Source organism: Weissella fangxianensis (genome assembly GCF_024718545.1).
Lineage (GTDB): Bacteria > Bacillota > Bacilli > Lactobacillales > Lactobacillaceae > Weissella > Weissella fangxianensis.
In genome coordinates this window covers 70,070-92,781 of record NZ_JAMXDB010000001.1, presented here as the reverse complement: position 1 = coordinate 92,781, position 22,712 = coordinate 70,070, and the positions used below count along the sequence as shown (strand labels likewise).

The following is a 22,712-nucleotide window of genomic DNA, read 5'->3' as shown; positions in this document are numbered from 1 at the left end:
AAATATTAAATTTATAATTTCTGAAGATGGTAATTTCAATGAGTTAGTCCCTTACGGGCATTATCATCATTTAGTTTTACTATAACTATAATAAAGCCAGTCTAGTCACGCCCCCTGAACACTGCCCACAATGCGGTTTTGATTTAACTGGTTATTTATATTTATCAGGTGCTGATATCGATAAGTATAAATTGCCTACCACTAATGGTTATCAACAAATTCTATATTTAACGAAACAACATTACCAATGTCGTCGTTACTGGAGTACCTTTGTTGCACAATCACCAGACTTTGTGGAAAGGTCATCAACCTCACGATCTTTACTACAACAAATCATCGATTTGGCTAAACGTGATATTTCAGAAAAAATACTGCCTATACTTTGCATCTATCAACGAGTAAAGTAAATCAGTTAATGCATCACGCAGCTAAGACCTACCAAACAAATTACACTCTAAAAATTACCAACGGTTATTTGTCTTGATGAGTTTCATTACGCTAAACATCAATATAGTTTTGAAATGATTGATGGACGTACTAGTGACTTAATTGAACTTTTTAAAAATCGGACCAGTACAAATATTCGAAAGCATTTGTCTAATTACGCTTTAACTAATCGGCAACGAGTAGAGTGTATTATCACAGACATGAATGCTAAATATAGTACTCCTCTAAGACAGATGTTTCCCAATGCCAAAATAATTATTTATTGTTGCCATATTATTCAACTGGCAATGAAAAGCTATCCAACTTACATGAATCACTATTCAACAGACCATTAACAATAAACACAGTCGTATTTATAAATTACTGAAATCTAATTGGCAGTTCTTCATTACCAACCTTACCAAACTGGATTTAAACCAAAATCGTTGGTTCAAAGTAATTAATGAATACATGTACCCTCAGGATGCTTTACAACTAGTGCTTGTTTTATCGCTCCACTTTAAGCAAGCTTATAAAGTTTATCAAGCAATATTAACATCCCAAAGGTATTAAAAATGCCTTTTCAACTCTTTCTTCCAATGAACGTATTGAAGGAGCAAATCTCGTATTAAACAAATTGGCCGGACGGCCTACGGATATGGTAACCAATATAATTACTTTTTCATAATTCGTCTACACTTATTTAATCGTCACCAAGTTAAAGCAAATTTCATGAATTTATTAATACAAGAACCTAATTAGTCGATTTTACCATTTTTCAGGTTATCTGACACAGAGCCAATCTTTCCAATAAGTTAGTGGTCTAAACTTCCCTCTAATTTTTGGGATTTAGTCCATATTAATCGCTTGTAAAGAGAGTTTCTACTCACAAAAAACAGACAAACTCATAAAGAATCCAGCTAATTGGTGTTTAAGCCATTCAATTAATTAATTTTTTCATCAATACTATTTAAGGAATAACCAATTTACAAAAATAAAAATATCTATTATTAAATTTAATATTATCTTTATAATGTGTATTCTGATTACTTATAGCACCTTATGGTAGTTTTTCATATATAACTTATAGTTAAATACAATATAGCTTTAGGATTAAGATTTTTTATGCCTTTTCATTCTTGTAAAGATATTGCTATGTTGTGCATTCTCTAATTGATATTCTAGGCTCGAGATATTTTTTTCCAATCCTATAACCCTATTTCTTAATTCCGTAATTTTTGATAATGTCTGTTTCTCATCAATTTTTATTAATTGATGAAGAAAATCGTCATAAAACGGCTTTGTATAATGCACATAAAACGGTCCCCAAGGATGATGCCTATCTAAAAAATATTCCTTTTCTTTCATATTTATAACTAACACATCATAGTTATTTATAATATAATCATCTAACATGTCCCATAATGAATTTAACTTATTTACATCAACTGTCATAAATTTCCGAATCTTACGATAATCCGTCATAGTCGTGCCATCTTCCATGGTATCACTAAACCTTGACTGATTAAGTATTACTTGAATATTTGGGGCATACTCTTGTAAATATTTAAAAAATAAATCCACCTTTTTTTTCCACAAATTTAAATATTCATCTGTATCTTGTACCATGCTTATTTTTGATTGTTTATCTTTGAAAAATTTTAAATCTTTAAATTTTGGATTATTTGATATAAAATTATCATCGCCCAATTTAATAACATTGTAATATAATTCTACCCATGAATCTAAAATTAAATAATCCACATCTTGAGTTGTAAGTAATGACAAAAACTCTTTATTCAACTCTTGACGTAATTGCCACTTATCAAAATCACGAAACGTCTCTAAGTTTTCATTCTCTAAAAAATTTATGGGATCTGACATCAAACTCAACATAGAAGTCTGATGTGTTCCTGCCACAACCTTGAAGAATAATTTATAATTTCTATTAAATTTAGAATTAAAATTATCTCTTGTTAAACAAGAACCCATAACCGCAATATTTTTAACCATATATTCCTCTACTATTTATAAACTGTAACCTATTGTTGTGTTATTCATAAAACTATACACTATTACCCAACATTAGTATTAGTTCCAATAAATTACCCACAATATACTTGCTCACTCTCTTGTTATATTTTTATTCAGATAATACTAGTAATGTCTAAGTTGCTTCGTTACTCCACAAAAAGCTAAGTTTATTATTATTCATGAAATTTCCTTCGACACCAATGCAGATTTAAAAATTAAGATTCGAAACCCTTTTCAACAATAAGCATAAGCTGATTATAATAATCCTTATCAGTATACTTCCCACTAAAATTTATAGCTCTTTCTGAACGTTTAACTTTATTTTCTGGGTGGTTAAAAATTTCCATAATTTTATTACTAAATTCATTTACATCACCATCCGAAACTAAACTTTCAGAATTAACGAATTCACGTGGGCCGTAATCAACCGCATAAGAAATATTAGGCGTCCCGTTCGCTAAGCTTTCTAATAACGTCAATCCAAATCCTTCAAACTTAGAAGTAAACAAATGAACAGTGGCATGTTGAAAGGCATTATCTGTTTCATGAGTAAATCCCATAAACTTAACACTACCCTGTATACCTAACTCTTCTACTAGCTCAATTAAATTATTCTTTTCAGGACCTTCACCATAAATAAATAATTCAGCCTGTGGAAAATGTTTAACAACCGATCCAAATGCTTGAATCACATCATTTACACGCTTATCCTTATCTAGACGTCCAAGACTAATTGCTGTGTAATCAGGTCGTTTCTCAAAAGGAACTAAGATATCCTTTTTCTCAATTGTATGTGGTTCAACAATTATATTTTGTTTAATTGAATCACTTACTCTAGCATCTAAATCGGATTTAGCTGATTTAGTAAGTACAATTATTTGATTAATATTTCTGTTTAATTGATCAACAACCCTATCATAAGCACCCTTTAATTTATTAGTTCCATATGTTAGATGAGTACTATGAAAAACAACATTAATATAGTGCCTAGTTTGCCACTTTGAAACAGCAGTATATATTGTAGGATGTTCAACAAATAACAATGCATTTGCATAAGCAAAGTGCCTAGACATAAAGTAAATTTGCAACTCATAATATGCATTAAATCTTCTTTTCCCATCTATCACTGGAATTTCATACCAAGTTGTAAAATATTTCTTTCTTACATTATTGAATATGCGGCCAGTAGTTAAGAAAAGCTTTCCTTCATAATAAAATGACTCTGTATTTTCAACTTTACCGTTCAAAAGCGTTGTTTGCCGAACCTTTATTCCATATTTATTATAATATTCTCTTTTCTTCAAAATGTTATTTTCAAAAGTTTCCTTCAAAAAGATACTACTATCGGAAAAGCCATTAAATCTATAAATTTTACCTTTAATATATGAAAATTTAACATTTATATCATTATCTTTTTCGACAATCGATATATTAGTGATACCACGCAACATTTCCTGATTAAACATTGCTAACATCTCTGGATTCATTCGTTCTGACTCAAAAAAAACAGTCCGAGATCTTAAAAAAGACCATAAATTATAAACTGGATTTTTTACAGCTCGTCCTACTTTTACCGAGTCTTCATATAATTTTACAGAGTCCTGATTCGCAAAAGTTAACAACAAAGGTTGATAGCCCATTTCTTTTAAGAACTTTATTCGTTTATACAATGCCCCTGTTAACCCGCCTGCTTTTGGCGAAACACCACCTGTTAATACACCTACAACTTTGCGTGAGGAACGTTTTATCATAGAATATTTTTTATTTATCAACTCATGATAAGTAATAATAGAATTCACAGGAAAAGAAAATTGTTGTATAAGATTTGATTTTTCCCTATCTGAATTAACTAATATTGTTATTCCACTATGGGCATATTCATAAATCATTAAAAGATTGTTTTTATTCATTTGGTTAATATAAAAAAACTTTTGTAAATTTGTTTCATAATTTATTAAAGTCTCCGTATACTGATTACCGTCAATAATTAAACTGTCATTATCTGATTGTAAAAAATGATTCAAGAAAAAATGAATAAACTCAGATTCCATACCTAATTGTTCCAATTGGCCATTAAACTTAAATTCAAAGGAATCGGTTAAGTATTTCTTACTAAAATTATCCCAGTGAACCTTAGTCTTAAGAATAATATTTCCATGCTTATTTAGATACAATCGTTCACTTTCTTTTTCATTTTCATCACGTAAAACAATTAACCGTAAAATTCTATCGTGATAAAAATAATCTGATTTATGCTGTTCATTGTCATAATTCTGAATAACAGATCCATCTTCTTTTGTGAACTGTTGATCAAAATCATCAATATACTGTTTTTCTAAGAAATCACCATTTTCTGCTAACCAGCCCATTATATGTAGAGCATGATTGTCATGAAAATCATTAAATAACTGTTGGATCGAAAACGTATCTTCCGTATAATCCAGCAACACAATATAATCTTCTGAATTATTATCACGAAGAATAGACATGTCTCTATAATTTTCAACAGTCGATGTTAAAAAATATTTTTTCATTAGAAGCCCTTTCTAGAGAAAGTTAATAAATAACCTATATCTGATTTATTTTGATTAAAGTTAGTATTATTAAGCATTCATATCTGTAATATTTATTGTTTTCTCTATTATATATGAATAAAATGACTTATTGTTTTTATTAATTGTTTTCACATCAAGCATTAACTCTGAACAATTTAAGACAAGCGGCAAAATATTTTTTAAATTGGTCTTTTTCGAATCAATCAAATATATATTTTTCTCTACGTCAAAATAATCTTTGAACTTTTCTTCATCACCATATATATAAATCGCGTCATATGAATTTTCATTAACTAAACGTTGTAAGTTATAAATACCAAATGTTTCATCAAAATCTAGGAAATTATTCGCTATTACACATAATTTATTTCCATTTTCTATTTTAACAGCGCTCACATATTCATTATTAAACACAAGCGGTAAATAAAAATTTTCCCCAATTAAAATTGGTTCACTATTTATAGAAGTTAAATCGATAACTTCGGAATACTGCGGGAAAATATGTTTTTTAATATATTCATTCTTAGATATACCTAAACGTGTTTTTTGATCACTATAGAATGAAGTTGTTTTAACATATGTTTTCTTTTTGGCATGCATACCGAATGCAAATAAATTATTTTCAAAAACATTCATCATTTTTCCTAGATAAATAAATTGATCAATTTTTTCTAACGGTACTACTCTGTGAATTTCTTCCTCAAATATTTTTTGAACGCTACCTTTCTCATACATTGACATATCACCCTGATTAGCTAAAGAATAAGGTACATAGTTATCAATTGAATAGTTAACCTGCCCTAACCTAAAAATATGACTATATGCGATTCTTATTTGTGATAGTTGCAATAGCTCCTCATCATTAAAATGGTCTTTGGTTAGTAATACAATATTATTATCATTATTTTCAACTAAAGAATTTATGAACTGAACCTTAGAATAATAGTCATCATCCTCAAATCCATCTAAATATATGACAATGTTACTCTTACCATTATCTATTTTCACTTCATATTCATTTGTTATTTTTTCTGTCACATCAAACAATTCATCAATAATATATGATGCCGCTTTACCATTCTGCCATGCTACATAATCATGAACATTTTCACTATTATTCATCTTATAATTATCTAAATTATTTAATGATTCCGACAGTTGTTCTATAGTCAGTACAACATTTCCTGGAACGGAATTAATATCTAATAATAGCCCTCTGTCGGCCATATATGAATCTAAGTCATATGCGTATAAGAAAACTGGTTTCCCAGTTATAAGAAAATCAAAAAAAATACTTGAATAGTCTGAAATTAAAACATCCGTTATGCTCAATAATTCTGACGTATCTATATCATTTGGAACTAAAATATTTTTAATTCTATTATCTGACTTAGCCTTATCATAAGCAATTTGGTGCGCCTTAACTAGCAACTGATAACCTTCTGGCAAAGACCTTTGAATGGCTAAAGAATTTTGAACAAATTCTTCCGTCATATTCGCAACACTTTCTTGATTTCCTCGCCAAGTAGGTGCATACAACACTATTTTTTTATTAGGGTCAATTGGTACAACTGTATTTAAAAATTTCGAGAAAACTGACACATCAGTACTTTGAATTAAGTCAACTCTAGGATACCCAACAGTTAGTTGAACACCTTCATATATTTTATTTAAGTCATAACTATCATTCATAATATTTTGAGTGTAAACATTAGGATGAACCATATAGTCTGTCATTAAAAACTGCCGTTGAACGTTAGCCCACTGACCAAATCTTCCACCCATGTACTTTCCCATACCTTTAATAGGAGTCCCATGCCACATATTTATCATAATTTGCCCTGGTCGTTTCACAAAATAATATGGCATTGAGGTATTAATTACCAAGTATTTTGCTATAGCCAAGTATTGTAAGTGTTTTTTTGTATATGGCCTAATAAATTCTACATTATCTAGATCTGCAAATCTCCTTGATTGAAAATTATCTGGATTTTCTAAAATCCAGACATGATGATACTTATGCTCCGTATCTCTTTTTAAAATCTCTAAAAAAATTGCATATGGGTTATCAGTCATACTTTTACCTAAAAAGGAATCATACATTATAACGTTTTGTTTGATAGGATGACTTTTACTGAATATATATTCACTATATTCATTTATTCTTCTATAATTTTTATTAGATTTAGCCCTTTTTTCAATTTCTATTTGATGTGCTTGTATAAATTGTTTTCTTAACTCTATATTAAAATTGTCTAAAACACTCATTTATTACTCCCCTAGAACTGTTTTTTCAAGCACGTGGTACACTAATTCATTATAACTATCAATATTAAATTCTGGTTTTTGTAATTGTAGTGGATGTTCAATAGTGGTCTTCATCGCTTCTTGTAGTTCTTCTACAGTATTATCCACTAACTTACCACCAACCTTCGAAACCACACTCCTATTCCCAGGTATATCAGTAGCAAGTATTGGTACCCCCATCGAAGCAGCTTCGAGAAGCACCATAGGTTGTCCCTCATGATCTGAAGTCATTAAAAATGCATCTGCATGCTTAAAATAATAGTACGGATTAGGTACTTGTCCCACAAATTTAACAATTTCTCCTACTCCTTGTATCAATCGGTACTTATTTAACTCATCTTTTAATGGTCCTTCACCTAAAATTAATATTTCAAAATTCGCACCAGTATGTTGTTTTACATACTTGACCGCGTCTATCATTTTTTTATGACCCTTTTCAGGGGATAATCTCCCCGCCATAACAAAAGTAAATTTTTGATTAGATGGAGCTAAAAATGTGCCTGATTCAATACTTTTACTATTTTCAGTATCCCGTATTATATAATAATTTTCTTTCCAAATTTGAACTGCTTCAATATTATCAGCAGATTGTTTTATTTGAATATCTGTTTTATTAATCAAGTTATTAACTGTAAAAAAATTCCCACTATTGGTATATTCAACAAGTTTTTCTTGATTTTGCTTCATTACCTCTTCAGATACGCTTACATATCGATCAAAAAATTGATATAGTTTAAAGATTCGTATAAGTGTGTCATGCATTATAAACTTACCGTCAACGAACCTTTTTGTTTCTTCCCACATATCATTATGCAAGAAAATAGAATGTTTTCTTGCTTTCACAGACAAAATAAGTGCTTCATAATAACTACTATAACCACCAAAATCAATAGCATAATCAAAATCATTCATTCCTGTCATTCTCTTGACTTCTCTACTATATTGGTTAAACGGGTTCAATTTTTTCATCCAATTTTCATAACCAGATTTTAACGTAATTAATTCGTGAAGCGCTTGCTCTTTTTCATCAAATACACTTACTCCAAAACGCTGGATCACTGTTGTCATAGGACTTAATCTTTGTATATTATCATAATCTGAACCTTTAAATTCACCCTTTTCAATTATAATCAAATTATATTTTTGATAATCTATATAATTCGATAAATTCAAGACAGATGACGTAATACCATTGTTATAAAATCCTCCACCGTACATTAAAATATTTTGTCTATCATTGGTAATATTAAAACTTTTTTCTATAATTTTAAGAGGCTCAGAGGGAGTTATTGAATAAGATTCATCCTGCACATGATTTAATAGGTTTACTTTGATATTAGTAAAAAAGCTAGAGTACTCTAAACTATCTGTATATAACTCTGTAACATTTCCCATATATGGTTCTATGTTTCTATTTATACCAATCATATATTCTTGCAGGAATTCGTCCTTATACAACTGCTTATGAATATAAGGCGCGACATCTACTAAAATTAAGTTATTAGTTTGATTATTTTCTTTTTGACCAATAATATTTTTTAGAGTATTAACTATATCTAAGCTTTCCAGCTTTTCCAAATGAACCAGAATAATACTTAAGGTAGAATTACTTTTTTTATATTTCTTTATAGCATACGGAACCTTTAAAGGGAATTTTTCACTTTTCTTTTGAATATTATTCTCAAAATGTTTCTTCATATTATAGTTTTCAACTACGTTTCCTTGATATATTCTTTCTATACCAAGAACACGAAGTATCTCCCTGACATCAACACCTGGTAGGGCTATTAATTCAGTTGATTGAAGAACTGAATGTTGTAGTCTAACACCTGATATATCTAATGGCCATGACACACTTTCAATTTGTTCAGTAATCTCATCCAGAGTATTAACAACATCTTGTCCTTCACGTTTTTGAAAATAGTATGGTAATGTACCCTGAGTCAAAATCACTTTAGATTGTGCTAATACTTTTACAAAATCAACACTGTATTTTTTTACTGTTTTTACTTTCTTATATGGAAATGGATCAGTCAATTTATCTAAAGCAACGAAAACATCCATTTCCTGACTATTAATAATTTCTGCAAATTTAGATATTACTGTTCCAGAGAAGCTCCCTCCATTACTTCCAATAACAATAATCTGATTTTTTAAAGGCTTTCTAAAATACTCAACATATGTAGCCCTAATATCGAAATTTTTATTGTTTTTTCGCTTACTTTTTTTCTCTTCTACAAGTTTCTTGTATTCCGTCTCTGTACTATCTAAGTTTTTAGCATTAACACTATCATTTACTACAGACAAATTTTTTTCATTATCGACAGTTAAGTTTTCTTTTTTTAATGTACCCTTAATAACTTTTTTTATTGGCTTAGGTACCATTTTTTTAATTTGTTCAACTTTCATCACTTTACTCCGCTTTCTAATATTACAATTCAATATTATTTTTTTGGATTAGAATAGTCCCAATGACTGTACCTGAACTCATCTTTATATTTTTAAGTCCAAAATTTATAAACATTGGCTGAACAACTTGGTTCCCACCAAAAATACGGTCAACTAAAATCAGTCGCTTATTAAGAGACAAATCTTTAGCAGGTTCAAAAATTGCACATTCATCTTCTTTTAAAATAATTTTCAATCCAGAGTTTAATTTTTGCGGAGCTAATAATGTTTTCAACTCTGAGTTATCCCTAAATCCTTTTAACTTTTTTGGTAACTGTAAAACATTAATACCTTTAAAAAAAGGATTATTTACTGCTGAATCAATAACAGTATCTTCTGCTAATGTCACTTCATAACCTGGCAAATTTTCTGCTCGCTTAAGCGAAATTTCTTGCCCTTGTTCATTCAAAAATTTCATCCCACAAAACTCCATTTTTAGTTTAAATCTCTATCGGATTCACTTGTACAAATTGATTATCATGCCATAAATAAACTTGATCTTTAAGAGAAATATAATGTTCTAACCAAGATTCATTAAATTGATGGCTAGTCACTTCATCAGACCATGTATTATCAATGTTTAATAAAGAAATTTTATTTTCTCCATCAAAATGTATAAACGATATATCATTTGAGTTAAAGAGCTCCGACTCCTTCAAAGATAGTTCATCTAACTCACCGTTATAACGTAAGGGTGCCGCATAGTACTGATAAATATTAGTTATTTTCAAATCAGCCGGTAATTCATTTTCCGCAAATAAATTATCCAATTGTGTTTGATAATTTGCCACTAATCCAAACCATAATACTTCGGAACATTTTCCTTGCTTAGCCTGATTTCTAACTTGTTTAAATAATTCTTGTCGCATTTGTGAATCTTCAAACAAATCATCTGTAAAGACAAACTTCACGGTTTCCCCAAAACGTTGTGTTGGGGATTGATAACCATGCCTTACGAAATCCGCCAAACACTTAGCAATTTGTTTATGCACTGCTAGTGTAAAATGATCTCGATCATCAACATACTCGTCAATATGATTGCCTAAGTGATAATCACGAATATCAAATATCGGCACCTGACATTCTTGGTAAATTTCAATAAATGCTGATAACATCTCTTCATAAGTAAAGCCATTTGGCCCTTCTAAATGCCAGGCAGGCTTGTGCTTACGAAATGCCAACGTTTCTAAAACACCAACTAATTGAATATGATGGTTAATTCGTCTAATCCGTTGTATATTCTCACGCAATTTCACTTTAACTTCATCTAACGTATGTAATGAGCCATCCGGATTAGGTTGTTTCCAGTCATTGTTTCCATAAGCAATCAGTACCACATCAGCCTGGCGAATTTCTTGGCAATAATGTTGAATACTACCTTCAAAACTGTGCATCCATCCAGCCAATTGATCTAAATTATGTTGACCTTTAAACTGTCCCGTACCAGTTTCAGCAAAATTTTCTAACTTATGTGCATGCAAATAATATGATGCCAGTTTCGCGTATACCGCATCACGATATGGTGTTTCTTCACGTACTAACTCTTGACCGGCAACAATACTGTCGCCAAAAACAATGATACTTTTATTCTTCCAGTCATTAGTTGACTTCCCAATATGGAAATACTTCAAAAACCGTTTTACTTTGCTGTTAACTGCCATACGAGTTATCTTCCCTACTACTGGTTACTTAGAGACTAGTTCCCCGATACATCAATCAATGATGTATCAACACTTGTTGCTAATTTTTTCTTGTTTAAATCATTCTTAATCTGTGACGTTGAAATTTCTGGGGTACGTGGTAAGTACACAACTTCTGTATCTGTTTGTTCTTCAATAAAATCAAATTTACCTGCCCAGTCATCCCCCATAACCAACGTATCGACATGATATTCTTTCATATCAGAAACTTTTTGATCCCAACTATTCTCAGGAATGACCAGGTCAACATAGCGAATAGCCTCTAGTAATTGCTTACGCTTTTCGTAAGAAAAATACGTTTTCTTTTGCTTTGAATCCCAATTAAATTCATCTGATGACAGCACAACAATTAAATAGTCACCTAATTGCTTTGCCCGACGCAATAGATTGATGTGACCGTAGTGCAACATGTCAAATGTTCCGTAAGTAATAATTCTCTTCATAGTTCCTAACTCCTCTTAGTATTCATTATTTAAGTATAGCATTAAACGCTTGGCGCGCTTGCTCTTGGTAACTGTTAATATCAAATTTTTCTAATTTAGTTTGTTCTTCCATAGTAAACAACATTAATTGCGCAAATGAGGTTGCGGCCACATCCTGCGTTACCAAACCGTATTTTTGGTTACCTATCACACCCACATTCGCAGCAATATTAGTTGCCACAATTAACCGTTGCTGCATTAAGGCTTCCAACAAGACCATCGGCTGACCCTCATACAGTGACGGATGTACGAAAACATCGGCCAGTGCCAAATAATCCGCAGGATTATCAATTTGACCAGTAAATAGGACAACATTGGCAATGCCCAGTTCTACAGCTTTATTTTCTAATTCGTTACGACTAACACCATCACCAATAATGATTAATTCGGCTTCCGGATGTTTGGCATAAATCTTTGCAAAAGCATCTAATAGCATCGTTTGGTTTTTTTCAGGTGATAAACGGCCAACAGCGACAAAAACGAAATGATTATAAGTTGCCCACTGACGACCATTTTGGTACAACAAAGAGTCTGAAAATGCATGTTGTGCATCCGCAGCTAATATTGCATCACCTGTATCGGCTAGCAAAATAGTTTGTCCATTTTGTCGAGTCAACTGTGTGTAATGTTTATCACCATCCCATACAGAAATTTTTCTTGTAATCCATGGTTTATTAATCTGATCAACTGGTTGAATCTCATCAACCGGCAACACATCTGCCACTAACTTAACGCCAGATTGTTCATCAGGTAGCAACTTTTCTTGTACAGACAGTGGTGCCACATATTCATTGGTTAATACCGATTCATCAAACCAACCATACTGATTATCAAACTGGCCATAAATCACAAATGATTCAGTTTGCCAATTCCATACCCGCGCTAATTCAACAATGTGGTCTTTTACTGCTAACTTTTGCAACTCCTGACTTAGAAGCATCACTTGATAATCAACAATAGTGTCATGGCTGACCGTATAAACCTCGTCAAAGTGCGTCGTGTCTAGTACAAATACTTCATTTACTGGTACCATCACCGATTCATCAAATTTTTCAGAATATAATTGATAAACTGGTTGATTATTCACTAACTGAACAGTTCGATAACCATCAGTAATTACCAAATCATTTGGTAATGCATTAAACTGTGAACGAATCATTTGCTCACTAGTATGGTTAAAGATTAATGCTCGGTTAACAGGTACATCTAGATAGTCATTCAAACTGACGTGATAGTTGTTCGTCAGTAACATATCAATAGACTGTTTATTCATATCCTGTTCAGCGATCCACCACTGTTTTTGACCAACTTTTACTCTGAAATAATTACCCGTCATTGTTTTCGCAAACGCAGTTGCTAAATAAAGTTTATTGACTGTCTTCAATGGTCTTTGTTTAATACCACGTTTGCTCAATCCTAAGGGTTGGTTAGTCAAGATAACTTCATGATCAATCGTAAATAGCTGTTTGACACCAACATTATATACTTGTTCAGTAACTTTATTAGATAGACGATTCCATAACCATTGATAAAAGGCAAAACGTGATGAATACTGCATTGGCAAGATACTTGATGCCTTTAACCAAGCTAATTGCTGATTTTTTGGTAACTGTACCTGATAATAACGACCGTCCCCTGTTTCAGCTTGCGCAACAATTTTTACAAAAGTATGGTTTAACCATTTTGCCTGACCAATCACATCATTCGCGTCATTCCCCTTTAAATAAGGTGTTTGGAACAGACGTCGTTTATTGTTGTACACCCAGCCAATTTGATGTACTGGTTCTTGGTACAATAATTCATTGACTTCATGAACATCAATCGCCTTTGCAGTGACCCAACCACTTGGCAAATCATTAATTGCAAGCTTATAAAATGTCCGCTGATTAATGCGGGCACGACCAAGAATACGAATATGATCGTCATCATTCACTGTTTTAATAATGTGATTATCCTGCGCGATATCTGCCAAAGACATATACATCTCAGTATCTTGTACACGCATGTTTGCAGCTGCTTGGTAATCTTCAATCACAGGCAAATCATGCATTTGTTCATCGGCTGCCGTAGGTAATGTCAATGAGTTTGGGACAGCTGCCATTTGTTCTGGACGGACGTATTTTGATAACTTTTTCTCATTAATTTGCTTTAAGGTTTCCGAAACAGAAACAATTTTATCGAAAACTTGATAGAGCGTGAACAATGCCCCCAACTTCTTAGCATGAACTTGCTTACCGTTAATCACCTTTTGCGAATCAACATACAAATCATTATGTTGATAAACAACTAGTTGTTTTCTGGACATCACCACAAACAACTTCAAACCATTAAATGAGTAGCCAGAAAAATCAATTAATGTATCAAATTGCACACTATTAAATAATCGATCTGCTTCACGTTTGTACCCAGCTTTCGGAATATTGGTATCAGACCACTGTTTGATACCATGTTCACTAATATAGCGATCTTGTCGGTGTTCTGGACGGGTTAAGGCAGTAACACCAAAGCGATACATAACACGTACATGCTCATCTAATTGCGCGACATTATTAATAATTTCTTCGTTATCGTTATCCCACAATAAATACGTCACATCATATTTATCATAATCAATATTTTGGCTTAAGTTGATGGCACTGGTCGTAATCCCATTATTTCCCATACCGCCAGGATAAATCAGCAATTTTGTCTTATTCAAACCACTCGCTTGGACATGCTTTATGCCTGGTACTGATTGCTGATTAAAGACTGTTTGAACGATACGGGCAGTGACTTGACCGTCATCATAAGACACAATCTTTTCTTTAAGTTGCTGATATTTACCATGATACCGTTCACTAATTTGGTCAGTATGCTGTAATGCATGACCCACGGTTTCAATATCATCTAAAATTGGACCAGGTAACTCATTATCATCAAAATACATACCACGATAACTACTGTATAGTTCATGATCCCAAGCATAAAAAATAACTGGTTTATTGGTTACTAAATAGTCAAAGAAAATACTTGAATAATCAGTAATTAAGATATCCGTAATCCCTAAAATCAAGTTAGCATCCACTTCATCAGAAACTAAATATGGACGTAAACCTTCATGACGTTTGGCCAACGGATAAGCGTATGGATGTACTTTAACCAGGATATTTTTATCAGGGTTTAACTGTTTTAATCGCTTAATCTCTTCATAAATTTGGTTAATACTACCTGAAGGGTTGGTAATCGATGTCCCCTTCCAAGTTGGTGTGTACATAACGATTGGCTGCGTTAAGTCTAGTTGCACACCACTTTGCTGTAAGTATGCCAAGGTATTTTTTTGCTCGTGAGCATAGGTTAAGTCAATGCGCGGATAACCACCTTCAAGAACTTCACCTTGGTACAAGCCATTTAACTTATAACGGTCTAAAAACACATGTGATGTATGCGCGTTTGGTGAAATAATATAGTCAGCCATTAATAAATTACGTTGCACATTTTTTAAGGATGTCTTTGAACCGGGAATATCATAACCCATATATTTCAATGGCGTACCATGCCATGTATTTAAATAGACTTGCTCTGGTTTCTTATGCCAGAATGACTGGAACGTTGAATTGGTCACAAGAAACTTAGCCTTTAATAACCATTTAGCATATGCTATGGTATTACGCTTAACCCAAATAATCTGCGACTGCATATCAGTCGGTATATTTGCAACCATTTTTGCTAGATTTTCTTGACTATCATCTGTTACCACCCACACATGTTGCAGATATTGATATTGCGCATGGGAACTCAAATAACGAAAAATTGCTAGCGGTGAATCCGTCATTGATTGCCCATCACGAGTCTCGTACAGAACAACCTGTTCATCAACCATTGCCTGATCATAATGACGTATATAATATTCACGTGTTTTTTTCAAATCAGAGTATCGATAGGTCATGGCGACTTCTGAAATATGTGCTACACGTTTTGCTTTTTTTTTCAAATCCATCTCAAATGCCACCCAATCATTACATTAGAAAAACTTTAGTCACGTCATGCTGATGTTCAAATAACACATCATAGTGGCGATTCATATTAATTACATAATTGTCTGGTGCAATCACACGACCAAACCATTGTTCATATAAATCAACCTCACTATATACAACTGGTTCATTCCACCCAACTAGTTGGTAATCTGCTCGTAAACCACGTTCATCAAAGTGAACAACTAGCTGTGTATTTAAGTCTGTATCCAAATATTCATCAACGACTGGCAAATGAGTTTTATCATCAAAATGACGCAACACCTGAATGTTACCAGAGGTATTCACCGAGACACGTTGATGTGGTTTCTTTTGACCTGGCTTAGCAAAATCAACTGCAGTTACTTTGCCAGCTTTGTTGTTGATAATAGCAATTCGCACTTCACCATCTTGCATAAAAAGACGTTGGCCATCTTTCTTTTTAACAGTAAACTTTTGATTACCAATATAGTCCTGTGTAAATTGGTTGACATTATCACGTTGATTGCTCTTCAAATACTGTGACACGTAGAAACTTTCAATCTTTATGTTAGGGAATTCGCCCGAAAGCTTTTCATACTCATTAATCAACTGGTTATAGTCACCTTTATACCGTGGATCTAAAATCGTCAACGTGAAATCAGAGCCAATAAGCTGACGTAAATTAGTCATGTAATGTTTAATCGTTGTCACTTCAGCAGTGCCTAACTTATCGATAATGATTTTTACTTGATTACTCATATGAATGTCCCTCTAATTTTTTATATGTATCCAGGAGCTAATCCTGGTATGAGAATTCCTTATACATTAATTGACGTAAACAATGAAGTCCGAATCATGGTCAGGTTCACCATTAATAATTGGACTTACTCGCCAACCTTCTTTGACCTTAGCAATATAGTATGACCATGAACGATTACCCTTATCAGGACTGGCCAAGACCAACCGACCACGGGTACGATTAGTAAAGCGATTGTCCACAACTACTAGATGCTTACCTTTTGCATCTTTGACTTCAGAGCCTGAAACTTTCATTGTTTGCCACTTATTCGCATTTGATGTTTTATAAGTACCATTGGGAATAATTGGTGTGTTGTCCGCATAACCAAACGCATGACTGCGTTCGGCAAAAGCCCCAATCATGATACCAATAACCAAAATTGCTAATACTTGAATGATTCCTAGTGTCTTTTTCATTATTTCTTCCTTTATACAAAGTCCATGAAACGATTACGGAAACGCATATGGATATGTGCACCGACCGTGAGGAGAATAATCACAATCCCCCAGAACAACAGATTCGCTGTTATGTTATGCCAAAACCAGACCGGGTTCTCCAAAAGCGTTTCTCTAAATCCTTGAATAATGTAATACAATGGATTTAATTTCAATATATTTGACAACAACAGTGGGAACTTGGGACTATCCACTGGAATAATCACACCCGAAACCCACATTCCTACACGTAAGACTGCTGTATAGGCATTATAAAAGTCTGGTACTAACACGGTAATTGTTGAAGTCACTAACGATAATGCATACAAGAAAATCATCATCGCAAAAAAGTAATAAAAGAATTGTAACCAATAAATCGATGGTTTAACATTCATAAACAAGATGGCGAAAAATGCCATACCTAGCATGACAAAGTAACGCCGTAACTCGGTAATAATTTCCGTCATTGGAATAGCGGACAAAGAAAATTTCATACGAGATAACATATTAATTTGTGATTGAATACTCTTTGCCGACTTTTGCATAGCCGCTTGCATAAAGAAGTAAGTGACCATTCCTAAGGCAATCCAAGCAATATACCCTGCTAAACCAGTAGCGTGAGGATTACCATTGTCACTACCATTACGAACCGCAAACATCAAAATCATGATACCAATTTGCAATGCTGGGTCTGCAAAATGCCAAAAATCACCCAAATAATTTTCCCGGTAAGTTTGATCATTATTGTAACGAGCAATTCGTTGCACCACTGGCCAACTCTTTACTAATTCCTTAAAAATTTTCAAAATATCTTTCACAATAACTACCTCTCAACCGGCAAAATAATTTCTTGCCCAGGATTAACCACTTGGTCCATCATCTGATTAGCTTCCATAATGGCAGTGACCGAAATGTTTGCTTTTTCAGCAATTCCGACCAATGTTTCACCATCTTTTACCGTATACGTATTTTGCGTTGCCGAGTAAACAGGTGTTTCAGCAGGATTAGTGGTACCGATACGTCCATGGCGCTGGTTTAACTGAGCCAACTTTGATGGTGCAAAATTTGTAATCAAATGGGTCGGGTGCGCTGCCACATTGGCCCATGACATGTTTAACAATTGCTTATTCATCAACCCCACCGTCAATATTGTAATGACAATCAAAAAGACACGAGTGAACCATCCCATTTTCTCGCTGCCCTCAGTAAAGGAGTGTTCATCTTCTTTTTGTCGTTTCAAAGCCGTTGATGGATCCAATAACATTTGTCGATTACGTTCCAATTGCTTTAAATGTCCTAGCGTAAATGTTTTTTGTGCTTCCTTATACCGCTTCTGATAGGCCAATCGCTCATTTTCTGAAAAACGATTGAAATGCTTTAAGAAACGATCATATTCCGGCATCACTTCATCAATTGGACCATCCATCCGGATATCACCATAGTGCATCCAAATCACGCGGTCCGCCATTTGACGCATTTGCGCTGCGGAATGCGACACGAAAAAGATGGTTTTACCCTCTTCTTTAAAGCGTTTTGTACGTTCCATTGATTTTTGCGTAAATGTCGGATCACCCACAGAGAGGGCCTCGTCAATAATGACGATATCAGCATCGGAATAGACTGAAATAGCAAAGCCTAGCTTGGATTTCATACCAGATGAATATGATTTAACCGGTTGGTCAATAAAGTCACCTAGTTCAGAAAACTCGATGATGTCATCCATCTTGGCTTCAATTTCTTTTTCCGTCATTCCTTGCATCAAGGCCTTTAAACGAATATTGGCGCGTCCAGTTAATTTTGGTCGCATCCCCGCCCCAATCGCAATAATTGAAGTTGACCCATTAATCGTCATTTGTCCACTGGTTGGTTGGGTCAATCCCGCTACCATTTCTAGTAAGGTTGATTTACCTGATCCATTGGTCCCAATCACCCCAATGGTTTCACCTGCATGTGCTTCAAAGGACACACCTTTGACTGCCCAAAAGTTAGGAATACCTTTACCCCAAAATTTGAAGACAGCTTTTACTTTATCTGATTGTCGTTCAGCTAAATCAAATCGCTTCGTCACATGATTTGCTGCAACGGTTACTTTTTTTTCAACCATTTTTCTAACCTATCTTCATTGTACTGCGCTACCATCATCAACAACTGAGTCTTCTGTACCGGCCGCATCATCTGATGCTTCACTACCTTGTGTACCAGTATCAGCGGCACCTGTATCGGTTGCCGCCCCACCAGTGTCACTAGCCGGCGTATCTGCAGGAGTATCCGGCGTCCAAGTTGGCGTATAGTTTGGTGTCTCATCATAAGATGGTGCCACTTCAGCTTCGGCAGTATCAGTTTCTGCACTATCTTCAGTCAATCCTGGATCAATTGCCTCTTCAGTACTCGTTTCTTCAGTCACAGCTGGTTCTTCAACAACTTCACTGGATGGCTCAACAATTGCTTCTTCACTAGTCGAAGTACTCGTTGATTCACTGACATTTTTTTGGTCATCCTTTTGAACCGTAATATGCTTCGTGATTTTGTTTTGACCACGTGTTGCCTTAACCGTATACTTACCCGGCATCACAAAAGTCACCTTGATATCTTTTTTACTTTTATTAGGTTTGTAGTTTAAATCATGGAGCTGTTCATGATTACTAGATACTTTCACGGCTGTATTCTTAGACACGTGAATCGTCACCTTGGCTTTACCATCTTTGATTTTCACTTTTTTATCACTCAAATGAACCAGTTCGGCATCATAAATTTGTTCTGCTTGAACTTTCTTTTGGTGATCTTGGGCTGCTTGATGTGCCTCTTTTTCTTTATTAATTGAAAAGCCGGCAAATAAGGCAACGATTATCCCAAATGTCAGGAAAAAATGCCCCATTCTCTTAGAACGATCAATCTTCTTAACGCGGGCAAAAATAGTCACAAACAACCCAAAAATGGCGACAACACTAGCGATGAGTAGTATGTATAAACTAATCATGTACTTCTACTCCTTTATTATAAAAACGGGCATGCGTTTTTTGTTTCTTTTTCGGTGGCAAAGCTCGCCAATCACCATACATCTGGGTGAGGTAAGATTGGCTATCTGCCGGTATATAAACAGTTAAATCTTCAAACGGGACTGACTGTCGTTGTTGATAAACAGCTAGTGGAAAATTTTCCCTTGTTTTATTCAATCCCTGGACAATGTACAAACTATAGATATCTGAACGCGCAACATGGCGTTGATTCATCTTTTGCGCTAACTTATCCATGCGTTGCACCCACCACCCCGTCGGATGCCGTTGCGCATATTTAATAAGCAGTGGTTTCAACCACCAGCCGGGTTCCTGTTTTGAAATAGCAATCCGCCGGGTAGAATTCCGCATTACATCGAGATATTTCATCTGATAATACGCTATCTTTTGACCGACTTTGGATTTTGGTACCGCATCAATCGGAAAAACATCCACATAAACACCATTATGAACCAATGCCCATTTACCGTCTGCTTGCGTTTGCGTATCACTCACACGCGCATACGCATATAGCCAATTCTCAGTATTGTACGGAGTCAACAATTCATACTGTGAATTATATGGTCGATAGTCACGAATAAACTGTTCGTATTCATCTCTCGGCAATGCCACATCGGCGTCATCATCCCAAGGAATAAATCCTTGATGACGGACCGCCCCTAAGGCACTGCCACCCGTTAAGACATAATGGTAATTATGTTCATTAAAATATTTAATCATGTCAGCTAGAATAGCCAACATGATTTTCTGCACCTCAGGTACAGTTAAATATTTTAATTGTTCACCCATTCCAATACCCCAATCTTTTCGCTAACTCATTGTAATGCCCATCAACATGAATTATTGCTATAATCTCAAAATTTTTTATAAGTATGTAAAAAATTACTACTAACGTTCTAAGTTTATCTCAATTTCTTTCTATACACAACCAAGTGACAATGCCTGAAACTGGCGGTTTCACTTGAATTTTCCAGCAAAAAAGCGTTAGTGCAACAATCCACTAACGCTTTAATTTATATTAAAAACGCATTCCAAAAGTCTGAATCCTCAATGTAACAAAATTTACGCCATTCCTGCCCTTCGCTTTGCTTCGACAAAACATATGACACACCGGATTCAAAACGACTTTTGTCTCGCTCTATTTAATCAATATCCTTCTCAATCTTTACAGCAGTCCCATAAGCTGTCACTGAATCACCAATTGCTCCTGATGACGAGTCAAAGCGCATCATTACAACGGCATTGGCATCTAGTTCAGCAGCAGCAGTTTTCAACCGATCAATGGCATCGTTACGGGCGGCATCTTGCAACTTTGTATAACCTTTGATTTCACCACCAACAATCGCTTTCATTGATTGAGCAAATGATGACACCACATTTCGTGAACGGGTTGTTAAACCAAACACTTCACCCATCGTTTCAACAACATGGTAACCTGCAATTGCTTCGGTGGTTGTTACCAACACTCTTTCAGACATACATATTTCTCCTTATTTATCGCTTATTTACTACCAACTACGCATCCAAAACATCGTCGTCTGTTGACGAACTAACTGATGAATTAAATTCATCAATTGATGAGCCGATTTGATCACTATAGTAAGCTAACATCTTTTCTTCTAGTAATTCTGATAACTGTGACTCAGTCTTGATCAATGACTTAGCAGGCATCTTTACCTTTAACTTATTATCTCGTTTTGTATTGATTTTAGCGGTTAATTGTTCCTTGTGATTATTTTCTTTTCCCGAAAAATCAATTGCAAATGAGTTTCCTTTATCACCAACAGTTAACTTGAGCATGAAGTTTTTGACTGGATCAAGATCTGATTTGGCCTCTTGCCATTCAGACTTCGGGATTTCCTTACCTGATTTTGTTTTTGAAATCTTCGTCATCAAACTTTTCATATCTGCTTTATTCAAGTTAACTCTGTAGCCATTAGACACTTTCTTGAACTTATGACTGTCTAAATCTTTAAACCATTCTGTAACGGCGGTCGCGTCTGAACGGACTTCTTTCGTATCAATAGAGCTGTACGAATCTTTTAACGACTCACTTTGAGACGAATCAAGCCAATATTTATCCAGTGATTTGGTTACTTTAGTTAGACCTTTTAAGCCATATCCTTTCACTGAACTTGTCAGCATATCCGCAGACACATAAATGTGTTTTTTATCCATTTTAATATTCATGGCTTCTGGTGTATTTTTATCAGTTACTTTTAAATGTACGGCTAATTTATTTTCATTCTGTGAATCTGCTTTAAGCGTACCGCTGACACTCCCCATATCATTACCAGTACCATTGGCCTTTACGTGAAAATTTGCAATATTATCATTACTTTTGGTCATCTTGACTAAGTTAGACGCAAACTGTCGCTTTGGTGTATGCAAGACAGCATAGGTTCCGCCACCTACAACTAACGCAATCACCACAACAGTAGTACTGACAACAGCTGTTTTATTCATAATAATCCCCTTTACAACTACTCTGATGAAATCATCGCCCACATTTCTTTTTAGTTATGATACTCCATTGCAA

17 protein-coding genes are annotated in these 22,712 nt (G+C 34.2%); 1 reads left to right on the top strand and 16 read right to left on the bottom strand.

Annotated elements, in window-relative coordinates:
• Positions 1-473 precede the first annotated feature (473 nt).
• A complete protein-coding gene (locus tag NGR58_RS10255; RefSeq protein ID WP_407077140.1) occupies positions 474-782 on the top strand; it encodes a transposase in 309 nt (102 codons plus the stop codon).
• A 757-nt stretch (positions 783-1,539) separates the two neighbouring features.
• On the opposite strand, the gene NGR58_RS00385 is transcribed toward NGR58_RS10255, so the two are convergent.
• The 16 genes from NGR58_RS00385 to NGR58_RS00310 form a co-directional block, all read right to left on the bottom strand.
• A complete protein-coding gene (locus NGR58_RS00385; protein ID WP_258087776.1) occupies positions 1,540-2,439 on the bottom strand; it encodes a DUF6270 domain-containing protein in 900 nt (299 codons plus the stop codon).
• 236 nt (positions 2,440-2,675) lie between these two features.
• The gene (locus NGR58_RS00380; RefSeq protein ID WP_258087775.1) at positions 2,676-4,994 is read right to left on the bottom strand and encodes a glycosyltransferase; all 2,319 of its coding nucleotides are present in this window, start codon (positions 4,992-4,994) and stop codon (positions 2,676-2,678) included.
• Positions 4,995-5,063: 69 nt separating this feature from the next.
• The gene (locus NGR58_RS00375) at positions 5,064-7,283 is read right to left on the bottom strand and encodes a CDP-glycerol glycerophosphotransferase family protein (protein ID WP_258087774.1); all 2,220 of its coding nucleotides are present in this window, start codon (positions 7,281-7,283) and stop codon (positions 5,064-5,066) included.
• 3 nt (positions 7,284-7,286) lie between these two features.
• Complete coding sequence (locus NGR58_RS00370; protein WP_258087773.1) at positions 7,287-9,731, bottom strand: glycosyltransferase; 2,445 nt, start codon at positions 9,729-9,731, stop codon at positions 7,287-7,289.
• Between the two features lie 22 nt (positions 9,732-9,753).
• A complete protein-coding gene (locus tag NGR58_RS00365) occupies positions 9,754-10,188 on the bottom strand; it encodes a hypothetical protein (protein ID WP_258087772.1) in 435 nt (144 codons plus the stop codon).
• Positions 10,189-10,210: 22 nt separating this feature from the next.
• The gene (locus tag NGR58_RS00360) at positions 10,211-11,431 is read right to left on the bottom strand and encodes an SGNH/GDSL hydrolase family protein (RefSeq protein WP_258087771.1); all 1,221 of its coding nucleotides are present in this window, start codon (positions 11,429-11,431) and stop codon (positions 10,211-10,213) included.
• Between the two features lie 35 nt (positions 11,432-11,466).
• On the bottom strand, positions 11,467-11,913 hold the full coding sequence (gene tagD, locus NGR58_RS00355) for a glycerol-3-phosphate cytidylyltransferase (RefSeq protein ID WP_258087770.1): 447 nt from the start codon (positions 11,911-11,913) through the stop codon (positions 11,467-11,469).
• A gap of 25 nt (positions 11,914-11,938) precedes the next feature.
• Positions 11,939-15,928, bottom strand: coding sequence for a CDP-glycerol glycerophosphotransferase family protein (locus NGR58_RS00350; RefSeq protein ID WP_258087769.1), 3,990 nt, complete (start codon positions 15,926-15,928; stop codon positions 11,939-11,941).
• A 19-nt stretch (positions 15,929-15,947) separates the two neighbouring features.
• A complete protein-coding gene (locus tag NGR58_RS00345; RefSeq protein ID WP_258087768.1) occupies positions 15,948-16,685 on the bottom strand; it encodes a hypothetical protein in 738 nt (245 codons plus the stop codon).
• Positions 16,686-16,751: 66 nt separating this feature from the next.
• Positions 16,752-17,141, bottom strand: a complete 390-nt coding sequence (locus NGR58_RS00340) for a hypothetical protein (RefSeq protein WP_258087767.1) — start codon at positions 17,139-17,141, stop codon at positions 16,752-16,754.
• Between the two features lie 11 nt (positions 17,142-17,152).
• A complete protein-coding gene (locus NGR58_RS00335; protein ID WP_258087766.1) occupies positions 17,153-17,977 on the bottom strand; it encodes an ABC transporter permease in 825 nt (274 codons plus the stop codon).
• A 5-nt stretch (positions 17,978-17,982) separates the two neighbouring features.
• Positions 17,983-19,263 (bottom strand): ATP-binding cassette domain-containing protein, encoded by a 1,281-nt coding sequence (locus NGR58_RS00330; RefSeq protein ID WP_258087765.1) that lies wholly within the window; start codon positions 19,261-19,263, stop codon positions 17,983-17,985.
• Between the two features lie 15 nt (positions 19,264-19,278).
• On the bottom strand, positions 19,279-20,136 hold the full coding sequence (locus NGR58_RS00325; protein ID WP_258087764.1) for a hypothetical protein: 858 nt from the start codon (positions 20,134-20,136) through the stop codon (positions 19,279-19,281).
• Positions 20,129-20,962, bottom strand: a complete 834-nt coding sequence (locus NGR58_RS00320) for a LicD family protein (RefSeq protein ID WP_258087763.1) — start codon at positions 20,960-20,962, stop codon at positions 20,129-20,131. Before NGR58_RS00320 ends, NGR58_RS00325 begins: the two co-directional genes overlap by 8 nt.
• Positions 20,963-21,315: 353 nt before the next feature.
• Positions 21,316-21,651 (bottom strand): heavy metal-binding domain-containing protein, encoded by a 336-nt coding sequence (locus NGR58_RS00315; RefSeq protein WP_258087762.1) that lies wholly within the window; start codon positions 21,649-21,651, stop codon positions 21,316-21,318.
• A gap of 37 nt (positions 21,652-21,688) precedes the next feature.
• On the bottom strand, positions 21,689-22,639 hold the full coding sequence (locus tag NGR58_RS00310) for a hypothetical protein (protein ID WP_258087761.1): 951 nt from the start codon (positions 22,637-22,639) through the stop codon (positions 21,689-21,691).
• Positions 22,640-22,712: the final 73 nt, after the last annotated feature.